We start from the raw sequence: 22,425 nt of genomic DNA, 5'->3' as shown, positions 1-22,425 counted from the left end.
TATGAGAACACTGAAAACTAAAATTAAACCACTAACATTTTCATTTTTCTTTATTGTTGTGGCAATTGGTTGTAACACTAAAAACAAGAATAAAGGGGCTATTACTGACACTCAAAATACAACTACCAAAAATGTTCTATCCGCTGAAATTGATTCTGTTAACTTAGAAATAATCAATGGAGACTACGGGTTAATTGACCGTTTTATGGTCATACAAAATGAAGAGGTATTGGCAGATTTTAAATATGAGCAAGACTATGAATCAATTGCTCAAAAATATGATACAACTGATCATCAGTATAATTATAACCATCCCAATTGGCATCCATATTACAACCAAACCGAACTACACACACTACAATCCGTGACCAAAAGTGTTTCTTCAATCCTCCTTGGTATAGCCCTAGATTTGAATGATGATTATACTGTTGAAACAAAAGCAATGCCCTTTTTCAAAGATTATGAATTCAACTCTCAAGACATTAGAAAAAAGGAGATTACGATTGAAGACCTATTGACCATGAGAAGCGGTTTGGAATGGAACGAAGATGACTATACTGATCCAAAAAATGACTGTGACTTATTAGAAAAAAGTGATGCATGGATAACCTATGTTTTGAATAAACCTACAGATACAATTCCAGGAACCAGATTCGAGTACAATAGTGGAGCAAGTGTTCTATTAGGTAAAATCACCAGAAATATCACTGGAAAACGGATTGACAAATGGGCTGAAGAAAAATTGTTTCAACCCCTTGGAATTAAAGAGTACTATTGGAAGGAAACACCAGATGGAGAAATTGACACCGAGGGCGGTTTATTTCTACGAATAGAAGACCTAGCTAAAATTGGAACTCTTTTTCTTAATAAAGGGAAATGGGGTGAAGAACAAATTATATCTGAACGTTGGGTTTCAGCTTCTACAAGTCCCATTGTGAATAGCATCGACCCTGATAACAAAAGCAGAACTGGATATGGATATCAATGGTGGATTCTTCAACACAACAACGGAACAACCGAAATTTTTGCTGGAATTGGTTATGGCGGACAATACTTGATGGTAGTACCAGAATACAAATTAATAGTTGTTTTTAATGGTTGGAATATTAATGACGAGCCTCAAAAGCTAACTCGAAAAGTTTTACAGGACAGAATGATTCCGATATTAAAGACTAAATAACTGAGTATATTATAGTATATAAATTAGTACTTGTTGTCGACTATTCTTCGCTAAGCCCGTGTCAGGCTTTCGAAAACAATTAGCAAGAACCTTCCTCCTGACCAGGTAGGTTCGTTTCGCTAGTGTCCTCAGGTATTTTGTATCTGCAATTTATTTGCTAAATTTAATCTTCAAATGCGCAATGACAGGAGACGCTCCAAGCGCCTAAATGATGAAGTAAATCATTCACAAACCGACTAGAGCACATTAAATCAATATAAAATGAAAGCATATTTACAGTTTTTCCTTTTGTTACTCATTCTTGCCTCTTGTAACAATAAACCGAATAAACAAGAAACCACAAATCCCGAACAAGAAGAGGGATATATGTATAAAGGAACTGTGTACAACGTCGTGGAAAACGAATTAAAAGAGGCCTACTTTGGAGAACAGCATTTGCACACCGCTGCCTCGATGGATGCCTTCATTGCAGGAACTCGACTTACTCCAGATGATGCCTACCGTTTTGCACAAGGCGAAGAAGTAAGAGTCAATGGGAAGCCTCATAAAATTCACAGAGCATTAGACTGGGCAGCAGTAACCGATCATGCCGAATTTTTAGGAGAAGCCTATTCCCTCTTAAACCCAGAAGCTCCAGGTCATAACAGTGAAGCAGCGAAAGCTATGCGAGATTCTCCAGATTTAAAAACAGCCTTGACGGTTTATAAAAAATATGTGCTGGATGCTTTGGCTGGCGGCAACGCACATCCAGACTTTTGGCAAGGGTATGAAGCCGTAAAATCCCAATGGCAGAAAAATATAGAAGCCACCGAAAAAAATTACAAACCTGGAACCTTTACTACCATCCACGCCTATGAATGGAGTTCTGCTCCTAATACTGCTAACCTACACCGAAATGTATTTTTTAGAGATACTAATTTGCCTGACATGCCCTTCTCAGCAAATGAAGGACCTTCTCCTCAAGAACTTTGGGACTGGATGATAGCACAGGAAAAAAACGGGGTGAAGGTATTCTGCAACCCTCACAACCCTAATGAAAGTAAAGGAATGTTGTTTCCAGAAGTAGCCATGAACAACAAACCCATTGATAAAGCTTATGCGGAAACACGTCAACATTTTGAAAGGAACCTTGAAATGATGCAAACCAAAGGGAACTCAGAAGTAGTTCCTGATTTCTGGCCGAATGATGAATTTGCAGATTTTGAAAATGCTGTTTCGCTTCAAAAGTACAATGGAAGAATCTTTGAGAAACACAATTTTGTGCGCTATGGATTGACCCGAGGGGTAAAATACAAAGAAGAATTAGGAGTCAACCCCTTCAAATATGGCTTTGTTGGGGGAACCGACAGTCATAACGGAGTGATGTCTAACGTTGAAGAATTCAATTATGTGGGTCATCATGGCATGGCAGACGAAACCGCATTGGACCGATCTAGAAATGAACAAGATGGTGAAATGTACAATCGAGACATGAATCCAGGTGGGTTAACAGGCGTCTGGGCGACTTCCAATACGAGGGAAGCCATCTGGGACGGCATGCACAACCGCGAATCATTTGCCACTTCAGGACCAAGAATCAAAGTGCGTTTTTTTGCTGGAAATGGCTATCAATCATCTTATGATTCCTATGAAGAAATGGTTAAAGATGGCTATGCCAAAGGGGTACCAATGGGACAGAATTACGGAGGTAGCGAGACTCCTGAGTTTTTGGTCTGGGCTATTAAAGACCCGATAGCTCCGAATTTAGACCGCATCCAAATCATAAAAGGATGGGTTGAAAATGGGGAGATGAAAGACACCATCTATAATGTCGCTGCATCAGAGAATCGGCTTAAACCAGATGGAACAGTGATCCCAATCGATGCACCCGTGAACATGAAAACAGGCGAGTTCAATAAAGAAAAAGGTGCTCCGGAATTGATGGCTGTATGGAAAGACCCAGAATATAATCCCGATCAAAATGCATATTACTATGTTAGGGTCATTCAGCTACCAACCGCAAGATATAGTTTATGGGATGAAATTAGAAATCCTGATGTCCACTATCCAGACGACACGAAAAGAGTGATTCAGGAGCGAGCTTGGGCTTCTCCAATCTGGATTGAACCTGCTAAATAAAGTTTATGAAGAAGCTTTTAAAAGAGCCTTTAGTGCATTTCATGCTCTTAGGTGCCTTAATATTTGGGTATTACTATCTTACAAATGATACTGAGGCACCTGATTCGGCCGTCGTTATTGATGATGCTGAATATGATTATCTACTGAGCTTATGGAAAAATCAATGGCAAAGAGAACCCAATGAGGATGACATCAAGGCATTTCTAGACCAATATATTCGTCGGGAAGTATTTTACAAAGAAGCCTTAGTCATGAATTTAGATCACAATGATATCATTGTGAAAAGGCGATTAGCTCAAAAGATGGAAGCTGTGGCCAACGATTTGAATTCGATGATTAAAGCTCCCTCGGAGGAGGCTCTCAAAGCCTTTTACGATTCCAATCAGGATCTTTTTAAATTACCCCCAAACTATACATTTCAACAAGTACTGTTTTTAAAAGATGAGCAAAATCTATCGGATAGAATAGAAAGCAGCAAGGGCGCTTTGAGCCGCGGAGAAGCAATTCCCAAAAACAGGAAACGAAAATTATCCCTTCCCAATCAATGGGACAACAGTTCATTAACAGAGATAAGTAAAGCGTTTGGAGGCGATTTTGCTGAGGCTCTTGACAGCCTACCACTCAATCAATGGTTAGGACCTGTAGCTTCAGGATTCGGTCAGCACGTGATATTTATATCTGAGAAGGAAAGTGCCAGAACAGCAGCGTTTGAAGATATCAAACCCTATATACTGAAAGAATATGAGTTCCAAACCGAGCTTGAAACCCAGGAAGAGGTTTACCAGGAATTGCTGGACAAATATGGTGTGAAGATCACTTCCGAAAAGGTGCCGACCAGCATTAAAGAAAGCTTTACTAACCCATGAGGCTTTTTACAAAAATCATTATATTCTTACTGTTTGAAGTGGCGAGTCACTCCCTGTTTGGTCATGAAGTACGCCCAGCTTACTTGCAGATTAAGGAACAATCACCCAACAGTTATGCTGTATTGTGGAAAGTTCCCCGCACGGTTGATAAAGTTTTGGATATTCAACCTAAATTTGAAAAAAGCTTTTCGCTCAAAGAAATATCGCCCCCTCGAATTTTAGAGGCCTTTGTACTGTATACGTTCCAGCTTAAAGGCGAAATGAGCATCCCTAACTCTCGTCTAACCATCGATCAACTCAACACTACAGGAACTGATGTATTGGTTGATATTCGTTTGCTGAATGGCGAACACCATAGTTTTCTACTTCAGCCGACCAATAATTCTATCCTTATTCCGGATACACCTAGCAAATGGAACGTTGCAAAAACCTATATCATTTTAGGAATAGAACATATCCTACTTGGTTTTGATCATTTACTGTTTGTGTTAGCGCTGGTATTAATCACTAAAGGGTTTAAAAAATTATTGAAAACCATAACTGCATTTACTGTAGCACATAGTATTACTTTGAGTTTTTCAGTTCTAGGAATTGCCAATTTGCCCGGGCCTCCAGTGGAATCAGTAATAGCCTTAAGTATTCTTTTTCTGGCTGTTGAAATATTAAAGGTCCAGAAGGGTCAATCCACTTTGACGAGCCAGATGCCCTGGATGGTGGCTTTTGTTTTTGGCTTATTACATGGGTTTGGATTTGCCGGTGCCTTGCAAGACATCGGCCTACCGCAAAGTGCTATAAACCTCGCCTTGGCCACCTTCAATATTGGAGTTGAACTAGGACAAATCTTGTTTGTTTTGGTGGTTTTAATGGTAATGCAATTGATTCGTCCTATTCTTCGAACAAAACATAGAATGGCTAAACTTATGCCCTATGCGATAGGCTCATTGGCTGCGTTTTGGTTAATCGATCGAATTGCTGGGTTTTAGCATAAAAACATGCTACAACATCATATAAATGCGAGAACAAACTATTAATGAAATTATCCATTTCTATAAATTGGTATTCCTCTATTCGCTCCGCTCAGATTAGCTAAACTAACCTGCGATGTTCCTTTTTTCTGAACTCCTATCCCAAAAGAAAATATGATTTAAGGCCCTGCTAAGGTAAATTTCCAAAACGGTTGGGATGAGAAGGCTTCGGCACGTTCATTAAAGACATTAAAAACCCAATCCGACACTCTCTAAAACCAATCTAGAATCGTTCCTATGGTCTTTAAAATTTATACGTAACTTTCAGTCACATTAAATTTTAAAATCTAGATTTTAACTTCATTTAGAAGGGCGTTGATCTTCATTATAACCAACCACTTACCGTATGATAAAATTCTTTCGAAAAATTCGACAAAAAACGTTAACTGAAAACAAATTCTATAAGTATCTACTTTATGCAATTGGTGAAATTATACTTGTAGTTATAGGAATATTAATAGCGTTACAGATTAATAATTGGAATCAGGAGCAACAGGATAGAAAGAAAGAAAATCAAATTCTTTTACAACTAAGAAGTGAATTTGAAGAAAACCTACAAGAATTGGAAAGGAAAGATGTGATGCGAGAAAGAATGATTTCATCAGCAGAGAAATTATTCAAAATAAAAAACGAAGAAAATTATACTGAGATACCTCTTGATTCGCTCAGGCTTTATATCGCCTATACCTACAACACCCCTACTTTTGACCCTGTATTGGGTACAACCAACGAACTCTTGTCATCTGGCAAACTTTATATTATTAAAAATAATGCCTTAAAAACGAAACTTACAAATTGGTCAGGACAAGTAGATCGGTTAAGAGAGTATGAGCAGGATTTACGACAGTATAACATGAATAATTACGATCCTTTTTTAACTCAGAACTTTTCAGTTAAGGATTTGTTTGATGGTGTTTACCAAGAAAAAGAATACTATATAAATAAAAAGAATAGAGAAAACGCTGTTAAAGAATTTCTTGAAAATAAAGATGTAGATGACTATATCTTCACTATAGCATCTACATGTGACGTCACGAAGCAAGAATCGTTTCTAGTGAGAAATTATTTAAACGATATTTTAAGACTAATAGATAATGAATTAAAAAAATAACGAAAGCACAACACCGTTCATAATTCATGGCTAGAACAAGCCTACCCCTCACCAAGCTTATCACAGCTTTCTAAAATCGCTGACACCAGCCCACCTGCTGGACGAATAGGTTCGCTTTGCTCGTATTTATTAGGTTTAAATTCGCTAAATTAGTTACTAAATAACCCAACCATGGGAGACGCCACAAACGTTGAACTGGCAAAGTCAACTTTTTAAATTAAGAGATTTTTGTTCTGCATTTTAAAAAAATACCGAACAAAAAAAGTATAAACTTTCAAACCTATTACAAGAGAAATGCTAACTGAAATTAGTCCTAAATTACCAATGCGCGACAAAAATGTAACGAGAGAATTTTATTTAAATAAATTGGGATTTACAGAAATCGGCGACTATGAAGGGTATTTAATGTTTAAAAAAGACCAGATAGAAATTCACTTTTTTGAATTTAAAAACCTTAACCCAAAAGAAAATTATGGACAAGTGTATATACGAACTAACGACATTGAAAGTTTATATAAATCTTTGATCGCCAAGAAAACAGACATTCATCCAAACGGCGCATTGAATACCAAACCTTGGGGACAAAAAGAATTTGCACTGCTTGATCCTGATACTAATTTGCTAACTTTTGGGCAAAGCATGTAAAAATTGAACACAAAGAAAAAACAACCAACCGCCAACAGTATATATTAGTAAGGTCTTCGTCACAGTAAACTATCTAATATCACTTTAACCAGTTCACTGTACTGGTGTCTATTCGGTTTGTATTTGCTAACTTAGTTGCTCAAATGACACACCCACATTGATTAAAATTTTAATAGAAACACACCCATTAACAAATGAAAAATACGTTCAATAAATTTTACCTTATACTGATGGTTTTTTTTCTATCCATCGGCTGTAAAAACGAAGCAAAAAAAATTGAAGATGTTCCAACAACAGAAGTTACTGAAACGACAACTCCAATGGGCAACTACGTATCTGAAGATTATTCTAAAAGAAGCGAAGGCTACGATTGGATAGCCGTATCGGTTGCAGAAACAGAGAATCATCAACTAAATATTTCTGTCCGATCACGTGGAGACAAGAAAGAACCAACTTGCACCTTTGATGCAGTTGCTAAAAAAGTGGATGATAATACATACCAGACTCAAATCAATGGAAAAACCATTCTGTTTAAATTTACTCCTACACAAATTCGCATAACTGCAGAAAACGAACAAGACGAAGGCTTGCTTTATTTTTATTGCTCTGGTGGTGCAAGTATTGCCGGATCGTATTTAAAACTAAATGAACCCCTTGATCAAAGTCAAATTGACAACACAAAATTTAGTAAAGTACTGAATTTGCAAGACGTTGGATTTAATATCTCATCAATAGAAAAAGACGGCAAAAATACCCTGACTATTTTCACATTTGGATTAAAAGAACGTGAATACAACGAAACGTTCAATATAGAAGGTGAAGAAGTAATCAACGCAGAAGTTGAAGATCTTGATTCTGACGGCTCGCCCGAACTTTTTGTTTATACCCAATCCCTTGGAAGTGGTAGTTATGGAAAAGTATATGCCTTTTCAGCCAACAATAAGAAATCCATGAGCGAGGTTTATTTTCAACCCACAGCAGAAAACAGCGAGATAAATGAGGGCTATATGGGCCATGATGAATTCTCACTTGTAGAGAATACTTTGGGTCAGCGTTTTCCGATATATAAGCCAGGAGACACAAACGCTGAACCAACTGGTGGAACCAGACAAGTTTCCTATAGACTAGTTGAAGGAGAGGCCCTAAAAAAACTTGAAATTGATCAAATTACTGACTATTAAAAACTATCGTATTGGCGGGTATTGCTAACTACCAAAAATATCGGGTTATTGAAAACTAGATAGAAATAGTGGAGGTACAATTTTGGTACAAATAACATCAACGTGCTTTTAATAAGTCAGCTATAAAAGTTTATTTTGTTTTAGCGTTTTCCTAATGTCCTTATGGTCTCCCCAAAATTTATCATTTATACTATTGATGGTTCTTCGATAATCGCGATGTGACTGTAATTTCTTTATTAATGGGTCTTGCTCTAGAAAGACAACTATCCAGTACTGAAAATTACTTTTGTTGGAAAACTCCTTGAATTGGGCAATAGCCTCATCATTATTACCATCATAGATATACTTAAACGCCAAGCTAGCCGGTTGATAAATCGATTTATCATTTTCACAGTAGGATGCATATCTGTTGTAAAATTGCTTAGCCTCTTTTTCAAAGCCCATTTTTTCGTAACATATAGACATCTTTAAATTTTCCTGTGGATATAAATCAATTCCTTGTTCCTTTTTTAAAGTATTTAATATTTTGTAGTATTCATAAGCCTCTTTGTAATTTTCTTGAAAATAATTTAGTTTGGCTGCTTCATTTAAAATGTCAAACCTAGTTGAATCTTTTCGCCATTCCTTTTCGAGTAATTCTGTGGTTTTTTCTAAATTTTTGTATTTAGCATATTCTATAAATAGTTTTAGAAATGGTGCATATTCATTATCTGGATTATAACTAATTGACTTATTAATGTTTTCCAAAGCTTCATCTACAAATCCTGTTTGTATCAAAGCATTGCTCAAGTGGAGGTAAATAAAACTTTTTCCAATGGAATCATTGGCTTCCAAATTGAGCTGTATACCTTTTAATGCATATTTTAGATATTTTGCTGTGTTTGGTAGGGCACGTGCGTATAAATCAGACAAAAATAATACGGCTCCCGCCGAATTAGGATTGTATTCTAAAGCTTTCTCTAAATGTGGAATGGCTAAATTGAACTCATTTACGGAGACATAGTATAAGGCTTTTGCCATTAAACTAATATCAGACTTAGAATCGTACAACAAAGCCTTATCTGCATTTTCATTTAGCTTATCAGTATATTTTTTTTCAATTTTGAATTCATCCAAATAATAATATGCTATTGCTTTTTCCGCATAGGCCAGAGCAAAGGCAGAATCTAATTTAGTAGCCCTATCGTAAAATGAAATAGCCAGCAGCAAGTTTTCAGTGGTTTTATTTTGACTAATTTCATAGCCTTTCAAAAACAAATCATAAGCTTCAATATTCTCTGTAGGTTTTTTATCTATTCGGGCCAACTCTTTTGGTGTAATGTTAGCTTCAATGGCTAAGGCAATTTTTTTTGCTACTGTATTTTGAAGCTCAAATACGTCATCTAATTCATAGTTGTATTGTTCATTCCATATAGGGGCGTCAGTTGTTGCATCAACAAGTTGAATGTTTAGTAAGACCTTATTTTTATTTTTTTGTCCACTACCCTCAACTATATATTTCACATTTAATTCCTTCGCAATATCAACAATAGATAGTTTTGAGCCTCTATACTTTTCTACTGATGTTCTACTAATAACCCTTAAGTCTTCAATTTTTTGAAGTTTTCCCAATGAGGCTTCCATAAGACCATTTACAAAATAAAGATTGGACGAGTCTGCACTCAAATTTTTAAATGGTAAAACAGCTATTGATTTTAAACTATCAGAATCTTGAATGCTATCTTTTGATGAACTACCATAATAGTAGCTAATGAAGGCAATGATGATACCTGCAACAGCAATAATGATTGTATTCTTATGCTTACTTATGACTGACCTTGGCATTTCACTTTTTGATTCTACCCTTTTATGAGAGAGTGAATCTGAACTCTCGTCGTCGTTTGCTTCTCCACGATCTTCTTTGGCCTCTTCAAGGCGCTTCCTGGTTTCTCCTGGAGGAAATCCAAATTCTTCCCTAAAACATTTAATAAAATAGGAGTTATTGCTAAACCCCACTTGATACGAAATCTCAGAAACGGTCAACTCAGTTTCCTCAAGTAAGGCTTTAGCTTCTTCTAAACGTACCTTTCTAATGAATTGACTTGCCGACAACCCCGTTTGTTTTTTAATCTTTCGAAGCAAACTAGATCGACTCATATGCATGGCATCAGCCAATTCCGAAACCCCAAAGTGTTCATTGGATATTTCATTCAGGACCAATGCCTTTGCTTGATTTATAAAGTCGGTAAAAGAAGAAGATTCAGACATGAATACTGATAAAATAACAAGATAAGTATTTCCTAAAAACTGTTGATGAAAATACTGATTTTATACTCTTCAACAAGAGCTTGCGTCATAATTTATAGTACTGCATCATAATTTATACCCGCGCTTCAAACTCAATAGGTATTGACGCACAACTATTTAGCCTTGCTGCAAGACTTATAAGACATTTGTAACATCAAATAAAAATATCATAACTATTAAAATTTAAAACCATGAAAACAGTAAACATCAATCCAATGAAAACTTTAAAAGTATTCGCTTTATTACTTGTACTATTTGCAAGTTCATGTGCAGAGCAAAACAAAGAGACATCATCTAAATCAGAAAATACTTCCATAGTTGAAGCCCCAAAACAAGACATTCATGAGGCTATAATCACTGATAATTTCGAAGTTTTAAAACAGCACATTAAAGCCGGCAGAGATATTAATAAAAAGGAAGCCATGGGTGGATCGACACCAATAATTACAGCCATTACTTTTGACAAAACAGAAATGGCGAAAGCCTTGTTAAAAGCCGATGTAGATTTATCCATTCAAAACAATGACGGTTCTACTGCTTTGCATACGGCTGCTTTTTTCGGAAAAGTAGAAATGGTGCAAATGCTTATTGATGCAAATGCAGATAAAACCATAAAAAACAACTTTGGCGCTACACCAAGAGAAACAGTTTTAGGAGATTTTGAACAAATCAAACCATTTTATGAAATGATGATTTTGCAACTAGAACCCATGGGATTCAAACTTGACCTCAATGAGGTAGAAAAAGCAAGACCTGTAGTTGCTATGATGTTGCAATAATTAATCAAAAATTTAAACTCGAATACAATGGAAAGACGATACGATATAGATTGGTTGAGAGTGATTGCAATTGGGTTGTTATTAATCTATCATATCGCAATAGTATTTCAACCGTGGGCAATGTTCTTAGCCTTTATTAGAAGCGACATCTTGTCTACAGAACTGTGGAAACCAATGACCTTATTGAATGTTTGGAGAATACCTATCCTATTTTATGTTTCTGGTATGGGATTATTCTTTGCTATGCGAAAGCGAAATTGGATGCAACTCATTGAGGAACGTACTAAACGCATTTTAGTACCCTTTTTATTTGGCATTGTGGCAATAACACCCTTGCACATGTTTGTATTTCAAAAGTACTATAACATGGCATTAAATTATTACCCTCATATGGGGCACTTATGGTTTTTAGGAAACATTTTCGTGTATGTCATATTATTATTGCCTCTGTTCTTATGGCTTAAGAAAAATGAAAACAATAAACTAAAATTGATTTGGCAAAAATTGATGGTATATCCTTTAACACCGTTTATTATAAATGTACTATTCATTACTGAAGCCTTTATACTTAAACCAAGTCCTTTTTCAATGTATGCTAAAACCTGGCATGGATTCTTCCTAGGATTCTTATGCTTTTTCTTTGGGTTCTTCTTCATGCACATAGGAAAATCATTTTGGGAAAATATTTTAAAATGGAGATGGTTATACTTTGGTATTGCTGCTATTCTTTTCACCATAAGATTTACAATTTACGCTACTGAAGCGCCTGGATATTTAATGGTGATTGAATCTAATAGTTGGATTTTTGCTGTATTTGGATTTTGCCATAAATACCTAAACAAATCAAGTAAAGTTTTATCCTATCTGAGCACGGCGGCATATCCTGTATATATTATACATATGATCGTGCTGTATGGCACATCAGCATTAGTTTTACCGCTAAAGCTACCCGTATATATGTCATTTCCTTTAATTATTTTAATTACCTTCATTGGATGTTATATCATTTATGAATTCGTTTTAAGAAGAATTAACCTATTGCATCCTTTATTCGGGCTAAAGTGGAATTTTAAATTTCTAGAAGGTAAAAAGAAACAAGAAATAGCCACTAAAACACTGGACCAATGAAAGTTTTCAGAAAAATAAGATTTCAACTTATAGGAAATGGAAAAGCCAGTAAGTATTTAAAATATGCTATTGGAGAAATTCTACTGGTGGTTATTGGAATTTTGATTGCCTTACAGATTAATAATTGGAATGAAGCCAAAAAGGAAAACAGCATACTTCATGAATATTTGGTAAAAATAAAGTCGCATACCAAAGAAGACTTGCGTCAATTAGATAGCATTTCTAAGGGTCGAAAACGGATAGCGGATATTTGTAAAAAAGCTAGAGTAGCCATGCTTACCCAGACAGAAGAGGATAATGTTTACTTGATGATGGTAAGTGGCACTGCGTTCGCAGACTTTTACTTTAAACCCAAAACAGACGGCTATGAATCTTTAAAAAATTCCAGTTCTTTCGGAAAAATTAACAATACAGCTTTGGATTCGTTATTGATTCAGTATCATGGTATAATTCAGCAAATTGCTGAAAACGAAAAGAGCTACAACGACTATTTACTTACACAAGAAGCGCATATCTCTAAGCATTTTGATAGAACGCTAGTATTGGCCTCCGCATTTATGCCACAAGATTCTTTGGCACAATTAGATATACCAGAATCAAAGCTGATTAAAACTTTTAAGGCGTATTCGTCCCTAGCTCCATTTAGAAATGTTGTAAGTCTTGCAGCCTTTCAATACGATACGATGATAGACCAGTATCAAGAATTAAAACATACTGGAGCGCTCGTCATCAAAGAAATAGAGGAGCTTACAGAAAATAATTTATAAAATCCCAAAAACGTTCAACAGTTATAAGCTATTAATCCTAGGTAAAATGAGAAAAATGTACGCCAAACAACTATTTAGAATAGTCTTATTGCTAGGGACAGCAATCTCCTTATACTTTGTGCCATGGATTTTAGTAAAAGCTTGGATTTTACCACTGCCAGATACAGTACAAGAACAAGTTGATGAAGCCATTAGTCACGGATTTGACGGAATGATTGTTTATGTGGATGAAGCAGGAAAACCACCTGCTTTTTATACAGGCGGTTGGAAAGACCGAGATAAAAAAATACCTGCTGACCCCAGTTCATTTTTTAAAATTGCAAGCATTAGCAAGTTGTATACGGCAGTCGCACTGACTAAAATGGTCAAAAATCAACTGTTGTCTTTTGATCAAACTCTTGGGGAGTACTTTCCGGAACTTGTTGGTAGAATTGAACATGCAGAAAATATCACATTGAAAATGATGATTCAACACCGTTCTGGCATTCCAAACTTCACGGATAATCCCAAGTATTGGGACAACGAACAGGACAACGGACAAAATGCACTCGATTTTGCTCTGGATCTACCGGCTAGTTTTGAACCTGGTGAAGGTTATGAATATTCAAACACCAATTATTTATTACTCCGTAGGATTATGGACAATGTTTTAGGATACAATCATAACGAATATATCGAAGAAAACATTTTGAAACCTCTTAAAATTGAAAATACATTTTTTTCGATTAACGAGGTAGACTTAGAAGATGTGATGAGTGGTTATTATGTGGGGTATGACGAAGATTTTAAAGATCGTGATTATGGTATGCTAGCTACAGTACAAGATGTGGGTATATTCTTGAGAGCTTTAAACGATGGGACCATTTTTGATGAAGGTGAACAGGAAATCTACCCTTATGAATATAATCATGGAGGTTTGGTTGTTGGCTATCAAAGTCTTGCAGAGTATCACGAAGATATTGATACGGTTGTTGTTCAATTTATAAACACCACTGATTTTAATGGCTACGAATGGAATTTATCGGAAATTAATATCAACCGAATTGTGAAAATTATAAGAAAGAAAAAGTAGCCACAACATTGCGCATAGCGCAGAGCCTTCTATAGTCAGTTACGACATCATAAGGGAGCCAACGTACTTAATTATCAGAAACCATTAACTTATGATAAAATTATTCAGAAAAACAAGACAAAATATGATTAAGGATAACAAGGTTATTAAGTATTTGCTTTATGCTATTGGAGAAATTATACTAGTGGTTATCGGTATTCTAATTGCGCTTAGTATAAATAATTCGAATGAATTAAAAAAAACCAGAGACGCAGAGAAAGTCTATCTAAAAGAAATAAAGAGTGATTTAATTCAAGATACATTATTGTTGTCTCAAGTCATTAAAGATCATAAATGGCGAATTGCTCAATTAATGTCTCAGGACTCGACTATTGACTTTATATTCGAGGAAATTATTGGTAAGCTTCCTAAAGTGGAAGGCGTATCTGAATTAGAATATATCTTCTTTACCGACAGAAAATTTCGGCCAAAAATCGGAACTTATAATTCAATGATATCTGAGGGAAAATCAAATATTATTAGCAATCGTAAGCTATTTAATAATATTCAAAATATCTATGAATTGGAAGCCCAAAATATCATAAGTATTGGGGACGATGTATTGGAACGGTCCAATGAATTACGAAATAAATATGCGCATGAAATAAAATATGGTGATTTTGGCTCACCAATTAAAATTACTGATAAACAAATTTTAGCTGATATTTATATTTCATCTAGACAACTTAATTATTATACAAGGCAGTCAGTTTTATTAAAAAAGAATATTGCAGAGTTAATCGACCGAATAAACAATGAATATCATACGTTAGAATAGAATATCGAAAGACTAACTTAAGACGCATATAATTCTCTGCTTGGCAGTTACCTTTAGTAATTGTAACAAGTTTAAATCAAACATGTCATATAGATCTAAAGAATAAAATGAAAAATGAAATTCTAATAATATTGGCGTTAGTGCTATTTAGTGCTTGTGACGACTCCACTAAATCCAGAATTACCTACCAACCAACTCTAACTGACTATCAGCTCGGTGAGCAATGGGTCTGGAAATACAAAGGTGTGACGACTGAAGGAGAGGTACGCTCAGATGGAACAGATACAAGGGTAATAGTAAGTTTTGACGGAGCCCTAGGTATGACTATTGGTAAAGATACTATTCCCCTTACTGAAATCGTTAAACCAGAGGTAAGCGATACACCAAAGTACGACTGGCCTCTCGAAGTGGGTAAAAAATGGAAATATGAAAACAGTTGGACAAGTCAAGATGGAACTACTGGAAACCAAAGTCAGAATGCCGAAGTATTATCCTACCAAGAAGAAACAGTAGAAGCAGGAACATTTATGGCCTACACCATAAAATACACGGGTAAAACCATAAATTCTAGAGGATATAATGCAAATGAAACAGAAGTTTGGTTATATGCACCTGCTGTAAAAAATTTCATAAAACTCACTCAGAATCAAGGTGATTTTCACTACGTGGAGGAATTAATTGAATATTCAAAACCAAAAATAAGCAAAACGATGAACTAAGCTAAAATCCAATTGTTTTTAGTTATTTTAAGTAAAAGAATCTAAAGTATTTAATACATCATCTACATCAAATCTGACTTTAGAAAGACTTGTACAATACCTTTCAATTCTATTTGCCGATATCAAAATTAGCAAAAATATTACCCAATAAATCATCCGTTGTTATCTCACCTGTGATTTCACCAAAGTGGCATAAAGATTGGCGAATATCTATGGCCAGTAAATCTCGAGATAAACCAGTTTCAAGACCTTCCTTGACTTTTTGAATTTCCTCAAAGGCTTTAAAAAAGGGCATCATAATGGCGTGAGTTGGTTACAATGGTTTTATTATCGCTCATTTACTTAAATTGCTAGCACCAGTACGCCTGCCGGACGGGTAGGTTTACTTCCCTAGTGTCTGGTGTAATTTTCATTCCATGAATTATTCACTAATTTAGTTGCTAACTAACACTAACCATCCTAACTATGAAAACGGCCATATCTTTAGTATTAGTAGCACTGCTATGCTGCTCATCTTGTCAGAAAAAAAGTGAAGCATCAAGTTACTCTAACCCTAGCATTTCAGGCAAAATATCCAATCCGGGAAAACACAAGTTAAAACTATTTGATTTCCTCGGGAAGTCCCAATGGCAACAGGATATTGAAGTAATGGATAGTGCATTTACTGTCAATTTAAACATCAATACACCTGTATTTAAAACCTTAGCTTACGGAAATACGCGAAAGGATATTTTCCTTAAACCCAATAAATCGTTAATAGTATATATACAAGAAGGAACCTTTAAATATGATGGTGATTTAGCCCATGAAAATTCAATATTAGATGCTGTTTCTTCAAGGCTACAAACGGTTGATTTCCCTTTTGTGTCTTCGCAACCTTTAGAAGTGGCCAAAAAGTATATTGATTCCTTGGAAGAGGACAGCTATAAGTTACTACAAGAGCTAACTTCTACAAATCCTACTTCAAGTGATTTTCAAGACTACACAAAAGCATACATAAAATATGATCTAGCATTTTTAAAACTAATGCTAGGAGAACGCAAAGATGAACAGCCAGATAATTATTATGATTTTCTAAATACCACTACCCTTTCTAAACCAGAACTATTAGACATTTCAAAATACCGTTCATTTTTGGTATATTATCTTGAAAGAGAAACGAATTTAAGAGTACAACAATTAGATGCAAAACAACAAAAGTCACCAGAGGTTGAATTTAACGAAAGCCTCAAGGTGATTGAAGAATTGGAAAATGAAGCTATTAGAGCCTATTGTTTTTACAATGCTATGATCATGAAATTAAAAGAATCAGGTATAAATGATTTCGAAGAACATTACCAATATTTCATAACAACTAATACCGACCCCTATTACAAAGCACAAATGGAAATGGCCTATGCAGAAAAGAAGAAAATTGCTCCTGGTCAACCAGCACCAGAATTTACCCTTAAAGATGTTGATGGAAATATGGTCTCTTTAGGCGATTTTAAGGGCAAGTATGTGTATTTAGATTTTTGGCAAACTCTATGTCCGCGTTCCGCAAGAGAGCTACCGCATTATTTAAAACTTCAATCCGAATATAACACTGAGAACATAGCCTTTGTTAGTATCTCGGTGAATGAGGACGAAAATGTGTGGCGAGATTATGTCAAGGCCAAAAAGAATGTGGGTACCAGCCTAAGAGCGACAGAATATTTTGATTCTGAGGTCTATAAGGAGTATCAAGTAAATGGGCTCCCATCTTTTGTTCTTATTGATACTGAAGGTAAAATTATTGATTCTGTCGCTGATAAACCGTCTTCAGAAGAGATAAGGGAAACACTTAATGAGCTGCTTCATGCCAACTAATCTAGTCAACAAGATCGCATCAATTAAATCATTACTGGGTCACAGGTACTGAATACAAATATTACTGAACCAGACCGCCTGCCGGACAAGTAGGCTCGCTGTGCTCCTTTCAATCTGATTTGTATTTGCTAATTTAATTGTCGAATCACCTAACCAATAAGATGTTTAAAGGGCTCAAATGCTGGAGACAACTATTAAAACTAGGAGATTTTTGTTGGATATTTTAAATAAAATGGCGAAGACAAAAACCAACGGATAATAATAAACAGCGGAACAAAACCATGTACAAGTCAAGCGAATACCATCATAGAAAACCCGAGTAATTGAAAAAAATTAACGTCAAGAAAGGAGAAATCCTTCAGAGGAGTGGAGATTTAAACAGTAGTGTTTATCACGTTATTTCAGGACTTTTAAGAAGTTTTACAATTGACGAAAAAGGAAAAGAGCATATCTTCATGTTCGCACCTGAAAATTGGACAATAGCGGATAGCCAACCAAAAGACACACCTTGCGATTTATACATTGACGCTTTAGAGGACTCAACAATTATTGCCTTCAATAAAGACATTAAAAGAGAAAGCCAAAATGTTGGTGCCTTTATAAATCGTCTTGCAGTATTGCAAAATAGAGTTATTATGTTAATGAGTTTTTCGGCCCTAAAACGATATGAACACTTTGAAGAAACCTATCCTGACATTATTCAGCGTGTTACTCAAAAAATGATTGCCTCTTATTTAGGCATAACACCTGAGGCCTTAAGTAAAATAAAGAAAGAGCGAATAAAATAGAAATGACAGCGTCATTTCTTAATCTACATTAATGCGTACTACAGAATAGTCTAAGACATTTGTATAAACTATATTTATATACAAATGAAAAACTTATCAATACTATTAAAGATTTCGGCAGTACTGTGGATTATTTGGGGAATTGTTCATATTCTGGCAGGAATAATGACAATGAATGGAATCTTGAGTGAAGATATTTCTTCCTCAATTACAGGAATTGCAGATGCGGTTGACCCATCATCGCTGCAAATGAACTATCCGAAGGCAACAGGTGCAGTAATAGGACAGCACGGATTTAATTTATTTTGGATTGGAATAGTGACCTTCATTTCGGCTTTCTTTATTTGGAAAGGACATAAAAACGCTATTTTTCTTGCTACTATTACTGGTGGTTTAGCGGATTTAGGTTACTTCTTATTTCTAGACTTGGGTGGTTATGTGAAATTTGTTCCTGGTTCGATAATGACAATAATTTCCGCACTTGCCATTTTGACAAGCTTCTATTACTATTATAAAAATCGGAAAATAAACCCACCCGAATAATAACGGTATTCAGCATTGTATAAAAGCAATTGCGGTTTGGTTAAAAACTCAGGTGCTTCGTTTTAATTTCCCAAAATTGAGATCAATTTCCTTGAAGGAAAACATTACTAATTTGCGCTTCCACTTCTATCAAAGAAAGAGACAAAAAATGGTCTTAAAAGTAATAGAGAGCCGAAAATACCTCATGTTTTTGAAACCCTTACCTATCTCTACGGTTTTTACCCAAAGGGTTTAAAGTATTGACCACACCTGATTTAATTGCTTTAATAATATATTTCATAAGCTCCTTGTTTGGGTCGCGCTCTGCATAAATCGTTGCTCTTAGGGTTCTGCCTCTTTTATTGGGGTTGGAGTCCTTTACTACAGCATTGGCAAGCCAGGACAAGGTTAGGTCCTCATGATGATCTGGTTTTAAAAGCTCTACTTCCAAATCTGAAAACAACATGGTGAGTTCGCCCTCCATATTCTGGGAATTACCATTAGCCTGGAATGTAAGCCCATCAAGCTTGCCATCTCCAAAGCGCATATTCATAGCTGGAATCATGGTCGGATTCAAGGAAGCAAGATTAGAACTACCACTTGTACGACCATTGATGTACAAAGCGTCCTTACCATAGGGGAACTTAATATCTAGCTCCAATTTAATCGCACCGAGTAAATCACCCTGTAATTTAAGTTCCAATGGCACCTCTGAATGCCGGGCCGACCCACCTGATTTAATATTGCGTATTTCTCCTCTCAGCCCAGTCAAGTAGGTCTCCAAGTGTCTACTACTGTTAGGCTGTTTTTCATAAAATGAAAGCTGATGACCATTGAATAGTACGGTATCTATAGAAAGGTTGAGCCCCAAATCCTCCAGTGTCCTGCTCGGTAATGGAATATCCAAATTGGGATCAAGGGGGTGGCTGCGGTCTTTGAAAATATCTATTTCAAGGCTGTCTAGCTCTATCTTCTGAAGTTGGACGGCACCTGTACTGATTATGCGATGCAATCCTAGACCTTCAACGCGCAGAGCGTGAAGTCCCATGCTAAGACGGTCGTAGTTCTTACCAGAATTTCGCGTCGCAAAAGAGTCTACCGAAATGTGAGGTGCAATTTGCAATTTATCGATGAGAAGCGATTCATCTTTATGAACGTATAACAAGCCTTTATAGGCCATAGAATAAAGTCCATTCTCTAGGAGGTACTGTTGCTCCCCCAAACGGAAAACCATTTCGTCCAGTTCCGGTATAAAGCTGTTTCCCTCACCTTCCCCATGTCTACTCAGACCAACTCCTTCAATATGAATATCCTTACTCCTATAACTCGAAATTGTGTCACCAAGCTGAGCGCTCAGTATGTTAAGAGTTAAATTGCTAACACCTATATCTCCTAATTTGATACGCTTTATGCCTGGTAATTTAAGCGAATCCATTACCGGTTTTACGGATTCCTCATTATTAAATTCCACTGATGCAACCGGTTTTAGCACCGTGAGATTGACCGAATCAAAGTCTATCCGAGAAATTTCAAGAGATTCTTTCCAGAGGAAATGTCCGATGTCGACACCTTTAATGCGGGCCCTCTCTATATCTATTTCTCTCAGAAGGCCTAAACCCTTTTTAGAACTCGTAGGGTCTTCACCTGAAACCGACAGGAATTTCAGGTCGGTGAACTGAGCCTCAGTATTAAAAATATTCAGATTGAGCTTCTTGTATGAGACGACATACGCGGAAGAATCCTGTAGAATGCGCATCTTATTTTGTAGGTAATGGTGTATTGCGTATTCTAACGCAGGGTTGACACTCAAGAGCAGAATCGCGATCACGGACAATGAAATTCCTAAGAGTTTTATACGCTTTCGTTTCATGCTGTTACTTTAAAAAGACTAAATGAATATACTATTTTTTGACCTTATCCAAGTAAAAAATGCCACACATTGTTTAAAGTTGGTCAGTATCACATCGTTAGTTTTTCGACATCACCACATAATCTATATCGAATCGACCCATGTAACGTTTTTCATTCGGGGTCCGTTTCAATTACTACCCCCCCCATAATGCTGTCCATTTTGGACGTGATGTGCATGTAGCACTATCTCTAGAGGTCTCAATCTAATACATTCTACAATATGCTCCATGCTTAAGCACAGCTAAATGATAGGCATTAGTCACAGCGTATTGGAACTATTCTTCACTTAGTATTATTTAAAAATTTATTATCTTTTATTCCTCGAATTAGAACAGAGCCTTTCTCAACCTTTAAAGTGGTTTAATGCTTATGTTGGCGACCATTTGAAAAAATTAAATTCCTTAAAAATTAAACAATTATGAATAAATTTTATGTGCTAATTTTTTTATTTTTTAATATTCACTATTTAAGTTTCGGGCAGGATGATACTCTAAAACTCAACAATGGCGATGTAATTGTTGGAGATTTAAAAAGTATGGAAAAAGGCGTTTTAATTATTGAACCGACATATTCTGATGCCGATTTTAAGATCAAATGGAACGATATAGTAGAAGTGATAGCATTAAAGCGCTACTTAATTACGCTTTCTGATGGTCAAAGAATCAATGGTACATTCAGAAGTGAAGGTAAAGGGAAAATTCTCATTGACAATGAAGATGGCGAGGATCTCACCGTTAATCAAAGTGACGTTGTTAATATAAAAAGCGTTGACAGTGGCTTTTTAAGTCGACTCTATGCGAATATAGACTTTGGTTTTTCCCTAACGAAAGCTAATAATCAGCGGCAACTAAATAGTAATTTGAGAATGGGCTATGTGGCTGACAGATGGTCTACTGAAGTGTACTACAACTCGTTGCTAACTACTCAAGATAATGTAACTGATATACAAAGAAACGATGCGGGTCTTGGCTTTATCTACTTTCTGCCAAGAGACTGGAACTTAGGAGCTAACCTAATCTTTCTATCAAATACAGAGCAATCATTAGAACTGCGTACTACTGGTAAGGTTGGTGTCGGTAATTATGTTATCCGCACGAACTCTTCTTATTGGAATATTTCTGCGGGAGTTGCATTTAACAAAGAAACCTTTTCATCTGTATTTAATCCAGATGATGGAACTACAACGCAAGCGCCGGGTAGAAATTCCATGGAAGCATTTATTGGCACTGAATTAAACTTATACGATATTGGTGATTTAAACCTGCTAACTAACGTAATTGTTTATCCAACAATTGTTTCTGCATCTAATGTAAAATCTGGCCGCGTGCGTACAGACTTTAGATTTGATGCAGTCTATGATGATATTTTTATAGAGGACTTTTACATAAGAGCCGGTTTTACATTAAATTATGATAACCGTCCAGTCGAGGCAGGAAAAGAAGTAGATTATATTTTTACCACAGGTTTTGGGTGGAAATGGTAACCATAAATGAAACTGTTCTGCTTTATTATGTTAGCCGTTAATCATTGATAATATTGAGTAATAATTTATGAAGTAAGACAGGCCTCCAAGGACTTTTAAACACATGTCTAATAGCTATTTTAGAGAAGAGTCGGGTTAAAAGGCTGTTATGAGGTATCCGCAATCAGGCACATCCAAAC

Annotated in this window: 19 protein-coding genes and 1 pseudogene; 17 read left to right on the top strand and 3 right to left on the bottom strand. The window is 35.9% G+C overall.

The genetic code is table 11. The features are described 5' to 3' along the window. Position 1: 1 nt before the first annotated feature. The 7 genes from CA834_RS10165 to CA834_RS10135 all read left to right on the top strand — a co-directional run bounded on the left by CA834_RS10165 (position 2) and on the right by CA834_RS10135 (position 8,126). The gene (locus CA834_RS10165) at positions 2-1,180 is read left to right on the top strand and encodes a serine hydrolase domain-containing protein (protein WP_094968595.1); all 1,179 of its coding nucleotides are present in this window, start codon (positions 2-4) and stop codon (positions 1,178-1,180) included. Positions 1,181-1,441: 261 nt separating this feature from the next. Next, positions 1,442-3,298, top strand: coding sequence for a DUF3604 domain-containing protein (locus CA834_RS10160; RefSeq protein WP_094968594.1), 1,857 nt, complete (start codon positions 1,442-1,444; stop codon positions 3,296-3,298). Positions 3,299-3,339: 41 nt separating this feature from the next. Beyond that, positions 3,340-4,164, top strand: coding sequence for a peptidyl-prolyl cis-trans isomerase (locus tag CA834_RS10155; protein ID WP_240507575.1), 825 nt, complete (start codon positions 3,340-3,342; stop codon positions 4,162-4,164). Then, positions 4,161-5,147: a HupE/UreJ family protein gene (locus CA834_RS10150; RefSeq protein ID WP_094968592.1), complete on the top strand. Its 987-nt coding sequence runs from the start codon at positions 4,161-4,163 to the stop codon at positions 5,145-5,147. The genes CA834_RS10155 and CA834_RS10150 overlap by 4 nt, the downstream gene beginning before the upstream one ends. 388 nt (positions 5,148-5,535) lie before the next feature. Then, positions 5,536-6,300 (top strand): DUF6090 family protein, encoded by a 765-nt coding sequence (locus CA834_RS10145; protein WP_094968591.1) that lies wholly within the window; start codon positions 5,536-5,538, stop codon positions 6,298-6,300. A 294-nt stretch (positions 6,301-6,594) separates the two neighbouring features. Next, a complete protein-coding gene (locus CA834_RS10140) occupies positions 6,595-6,945 on the top strand; it encodes a bleomycin resistance protein (protein WP_094968590.1) in 351 nt (116 codons plus the stop codon). A gap of 194 nt (positions 6,946-7,139) precedes the next feature. Next, positions 7,140-8,126 carry a PliI family lysozyme inhibitor of I-type lysozyme gene (locus CA834_RS10135; RefSeq protein ID WP_094968589.1) on the top strand — a complete coding sequence of 329 codons (987 nt, stop codon included), beginning with the start codon at positions 7,140-7,142 and terminating at the stop codon, positions 8,124-8,126. A gap of 120 nt (positions 8,127-8,246) precedes the next feature. Here the strand turns inward: CA834_RS10135 and CA834_RS10130 are convergent, their stop codons facing one another. Next, complete coding sequence (locus CA834_RS10130) at positions 8,247-10,373, bottom strand: helix-turn-helix domain-containing protein (RefSeq protein ID WP_094968588.1); 2,127 nt, start codon at positions 10,371-10,373, stop codon at positions 8,247-8,249. A 230-nt stretch (positions 10,374-10,603) separates the two neighbouring features. Here CA834_RS10130 and CA834_RS10125 point away from each other — a divergent pair, with 230 nt between their 5' ends. The 6 genes from CA834_RS10125 to CA834_RS10100 all read left to right on the top strand — a co-directional run bounded on the left by CA834_RS10125 (position 10,604) and on the right by CA834_RS10100 (position 15,694). Then, positions 10,604-11,191, top strand: coding sequence for an ankyrin repeat domain-containing protein (locus CA834_RS10125; RefSeq protein ID WP_094968587.1), 588 nt, complete (start codon positions 10,604-10,606; stop codon positions 11,189-11,191). Between the two features lie 27 nt (positions 11,192-11,218). Beyond that, complete coding sequence (locus CA834_RS10120) at positions 11,219-12,319, top strand: acyltransferase family protein (protein WP_094968586.1); 1,101 nt, start codon at positions 11,219-11,221, stop codon at positions 12,317-12,319. Further along, complete coding sequence (locus tag CA834_RS10115) at positions 12,316-13,086, top strand: DUF6090 family protein (protein ID WP_094968585.1); 771 nt, start codon at positions 12,316-12,318, stop codon at positions 13,084-13,086. The genes CA834_RS10120 and CA834_RS10115 overlap by 4 nt, the downstream gene beginning before the upstream one ends. Positions 13,087-13,132: 46 nt before the next feature. Further along, positions 13,133-14,158 (top strand): serine hydrolase domain-containing protein, encoded by a 1,026-nt coding sequence (locus CA834_RS10110; RefSeq protein ID WP_206186866.1) that lies wholly within the window; start codon positions 13,133-13,135, stop codon positions 14,156-14,158. A 91-nt stretch (positions 14,159-14,249) separates the two neighbouring features. Next, positions 14,250-14,975 (top strand): DUF6090 family protein, encoded by a 726-nt coding sequence (locus tag CA834_RS10105; protein ID WP_094968584.1) that lies wholly within the window; start codon positions 14,250-14,252, stop codon positions 14,973-14,975. A 107-nt stretch (positions 14,976-15,082) separates the two neighbouring features. Beyond that, positions 15,083-15,694, top strand: a complete 612-nt coding sequence (locus CA834_RS10100; protein WP_094968583.1) for a hypothetical protein — start codon at positions 15,083-15,085, stop codon at positions 15,692-15,694. A 109-nt stretch (positions 15,695-15,803) separates the two neighbouring features. Here CA834_RS10100 and CA834_RS10095 read toward each other — a convergent pair. After that, positions 15,804-16,032 (bottom strand): annotated as a pseudogene (locus tag CA834_RS10095) (tRNA uridine-5-carboxymethylaminomethyl(34) synthesis GTPase MnmE); the annotation flags it as partial. Positions 16,033-16,159: 127 nt separating this feature from the next. Between CA834_RS10095 and CA834_RS10090 the strand changes: the two are divergent. From CA834_RS10090 to CA834_RS10080, 3 genes are all read left to right on the top strand, one after another. Then, entirely contained in the window at positions 16,160-17,542 is a 1,383-nt protein-coding gene (locus CA834_RS10090) for a TlpA family protein disulfide reductase (RefSeq protein ID WP_094968582.1), read from the top strand. A 323-nt stretch (positions 17,543-17,865) separates the two neighbouring features. Then, positions 17,866-18,330 carry a Crp/Fnr family transcriptional regulator gene (locus CA834_RS10085; RefSeq protein ID WP_094968581.1) on the top strand — a complete coding sequence of 155 codons (465 nt, stop codon included), beginning with the start codon at positions 17,866-17,868 and terminating at the stop codon, positions 18,328-18,330. A gap of 84 nt (positions 18,331-18,414) precedes the next feature. After that, positions 18,415-18,873 (top strand): hypothetical protein, encoded by a 459-nt coding sequence (locus tag CA834_RS10080; protein WP_094968580.1) that lies wholly within the window; start codon positions 18,415-18,417, stop codon positions 18,871-18,873. Positions 18,874-19,072: 199 nt separating this feature from the next. Here the strand turns inward: CA834_RS10080 and CA834_RS10075 are convergent, their stop codons facing one another. After that, on the bottom strand, positions 19,073-20,722 hold the full coding sequence (locus CA834_RS10075; protein WP_094968579.1) for a hypothetical protein: 1,650 nt from the start codon (positions 20,720-20,722) through the stop codon (positions 19,073-19,075). A 474-nt stretch (positions 20,723-21,196) separates the two neighbouring features. Here CA834_RS10075 and CA834_RS10070 point away from each other — a divergent pair, with 474 nt between their 5' ends. Beyond that, on the top strand, positions 21,197-22,246 hold the full coding sequence (locus CA834_RS10070; protein ID WP_240507569.1) for a DUF481 domain-containing protein: 1,050 nt from the start codon (positions 21,197-21,199) through the stop codon (positions 22,244-22,246). Positions 22,247-22,425: the final 179 nt, after the last annotated feature.

It is taken from the genome of Winogradskyella aurantia (assembly GCF_002266855.1).
GTDB classification, from domain to species: Bacteria; Bacteroidota; Bacteroidia; order Flavobacteriales; family Flavobacteriaceae; genus Winogradskyella; species Winogradskyella aurantia.
The sequence above is the reverse complement of the archived record's forward strand: the minus strand, read 5'-3'. Positions and strand labels throughout refer to the sequence as shown.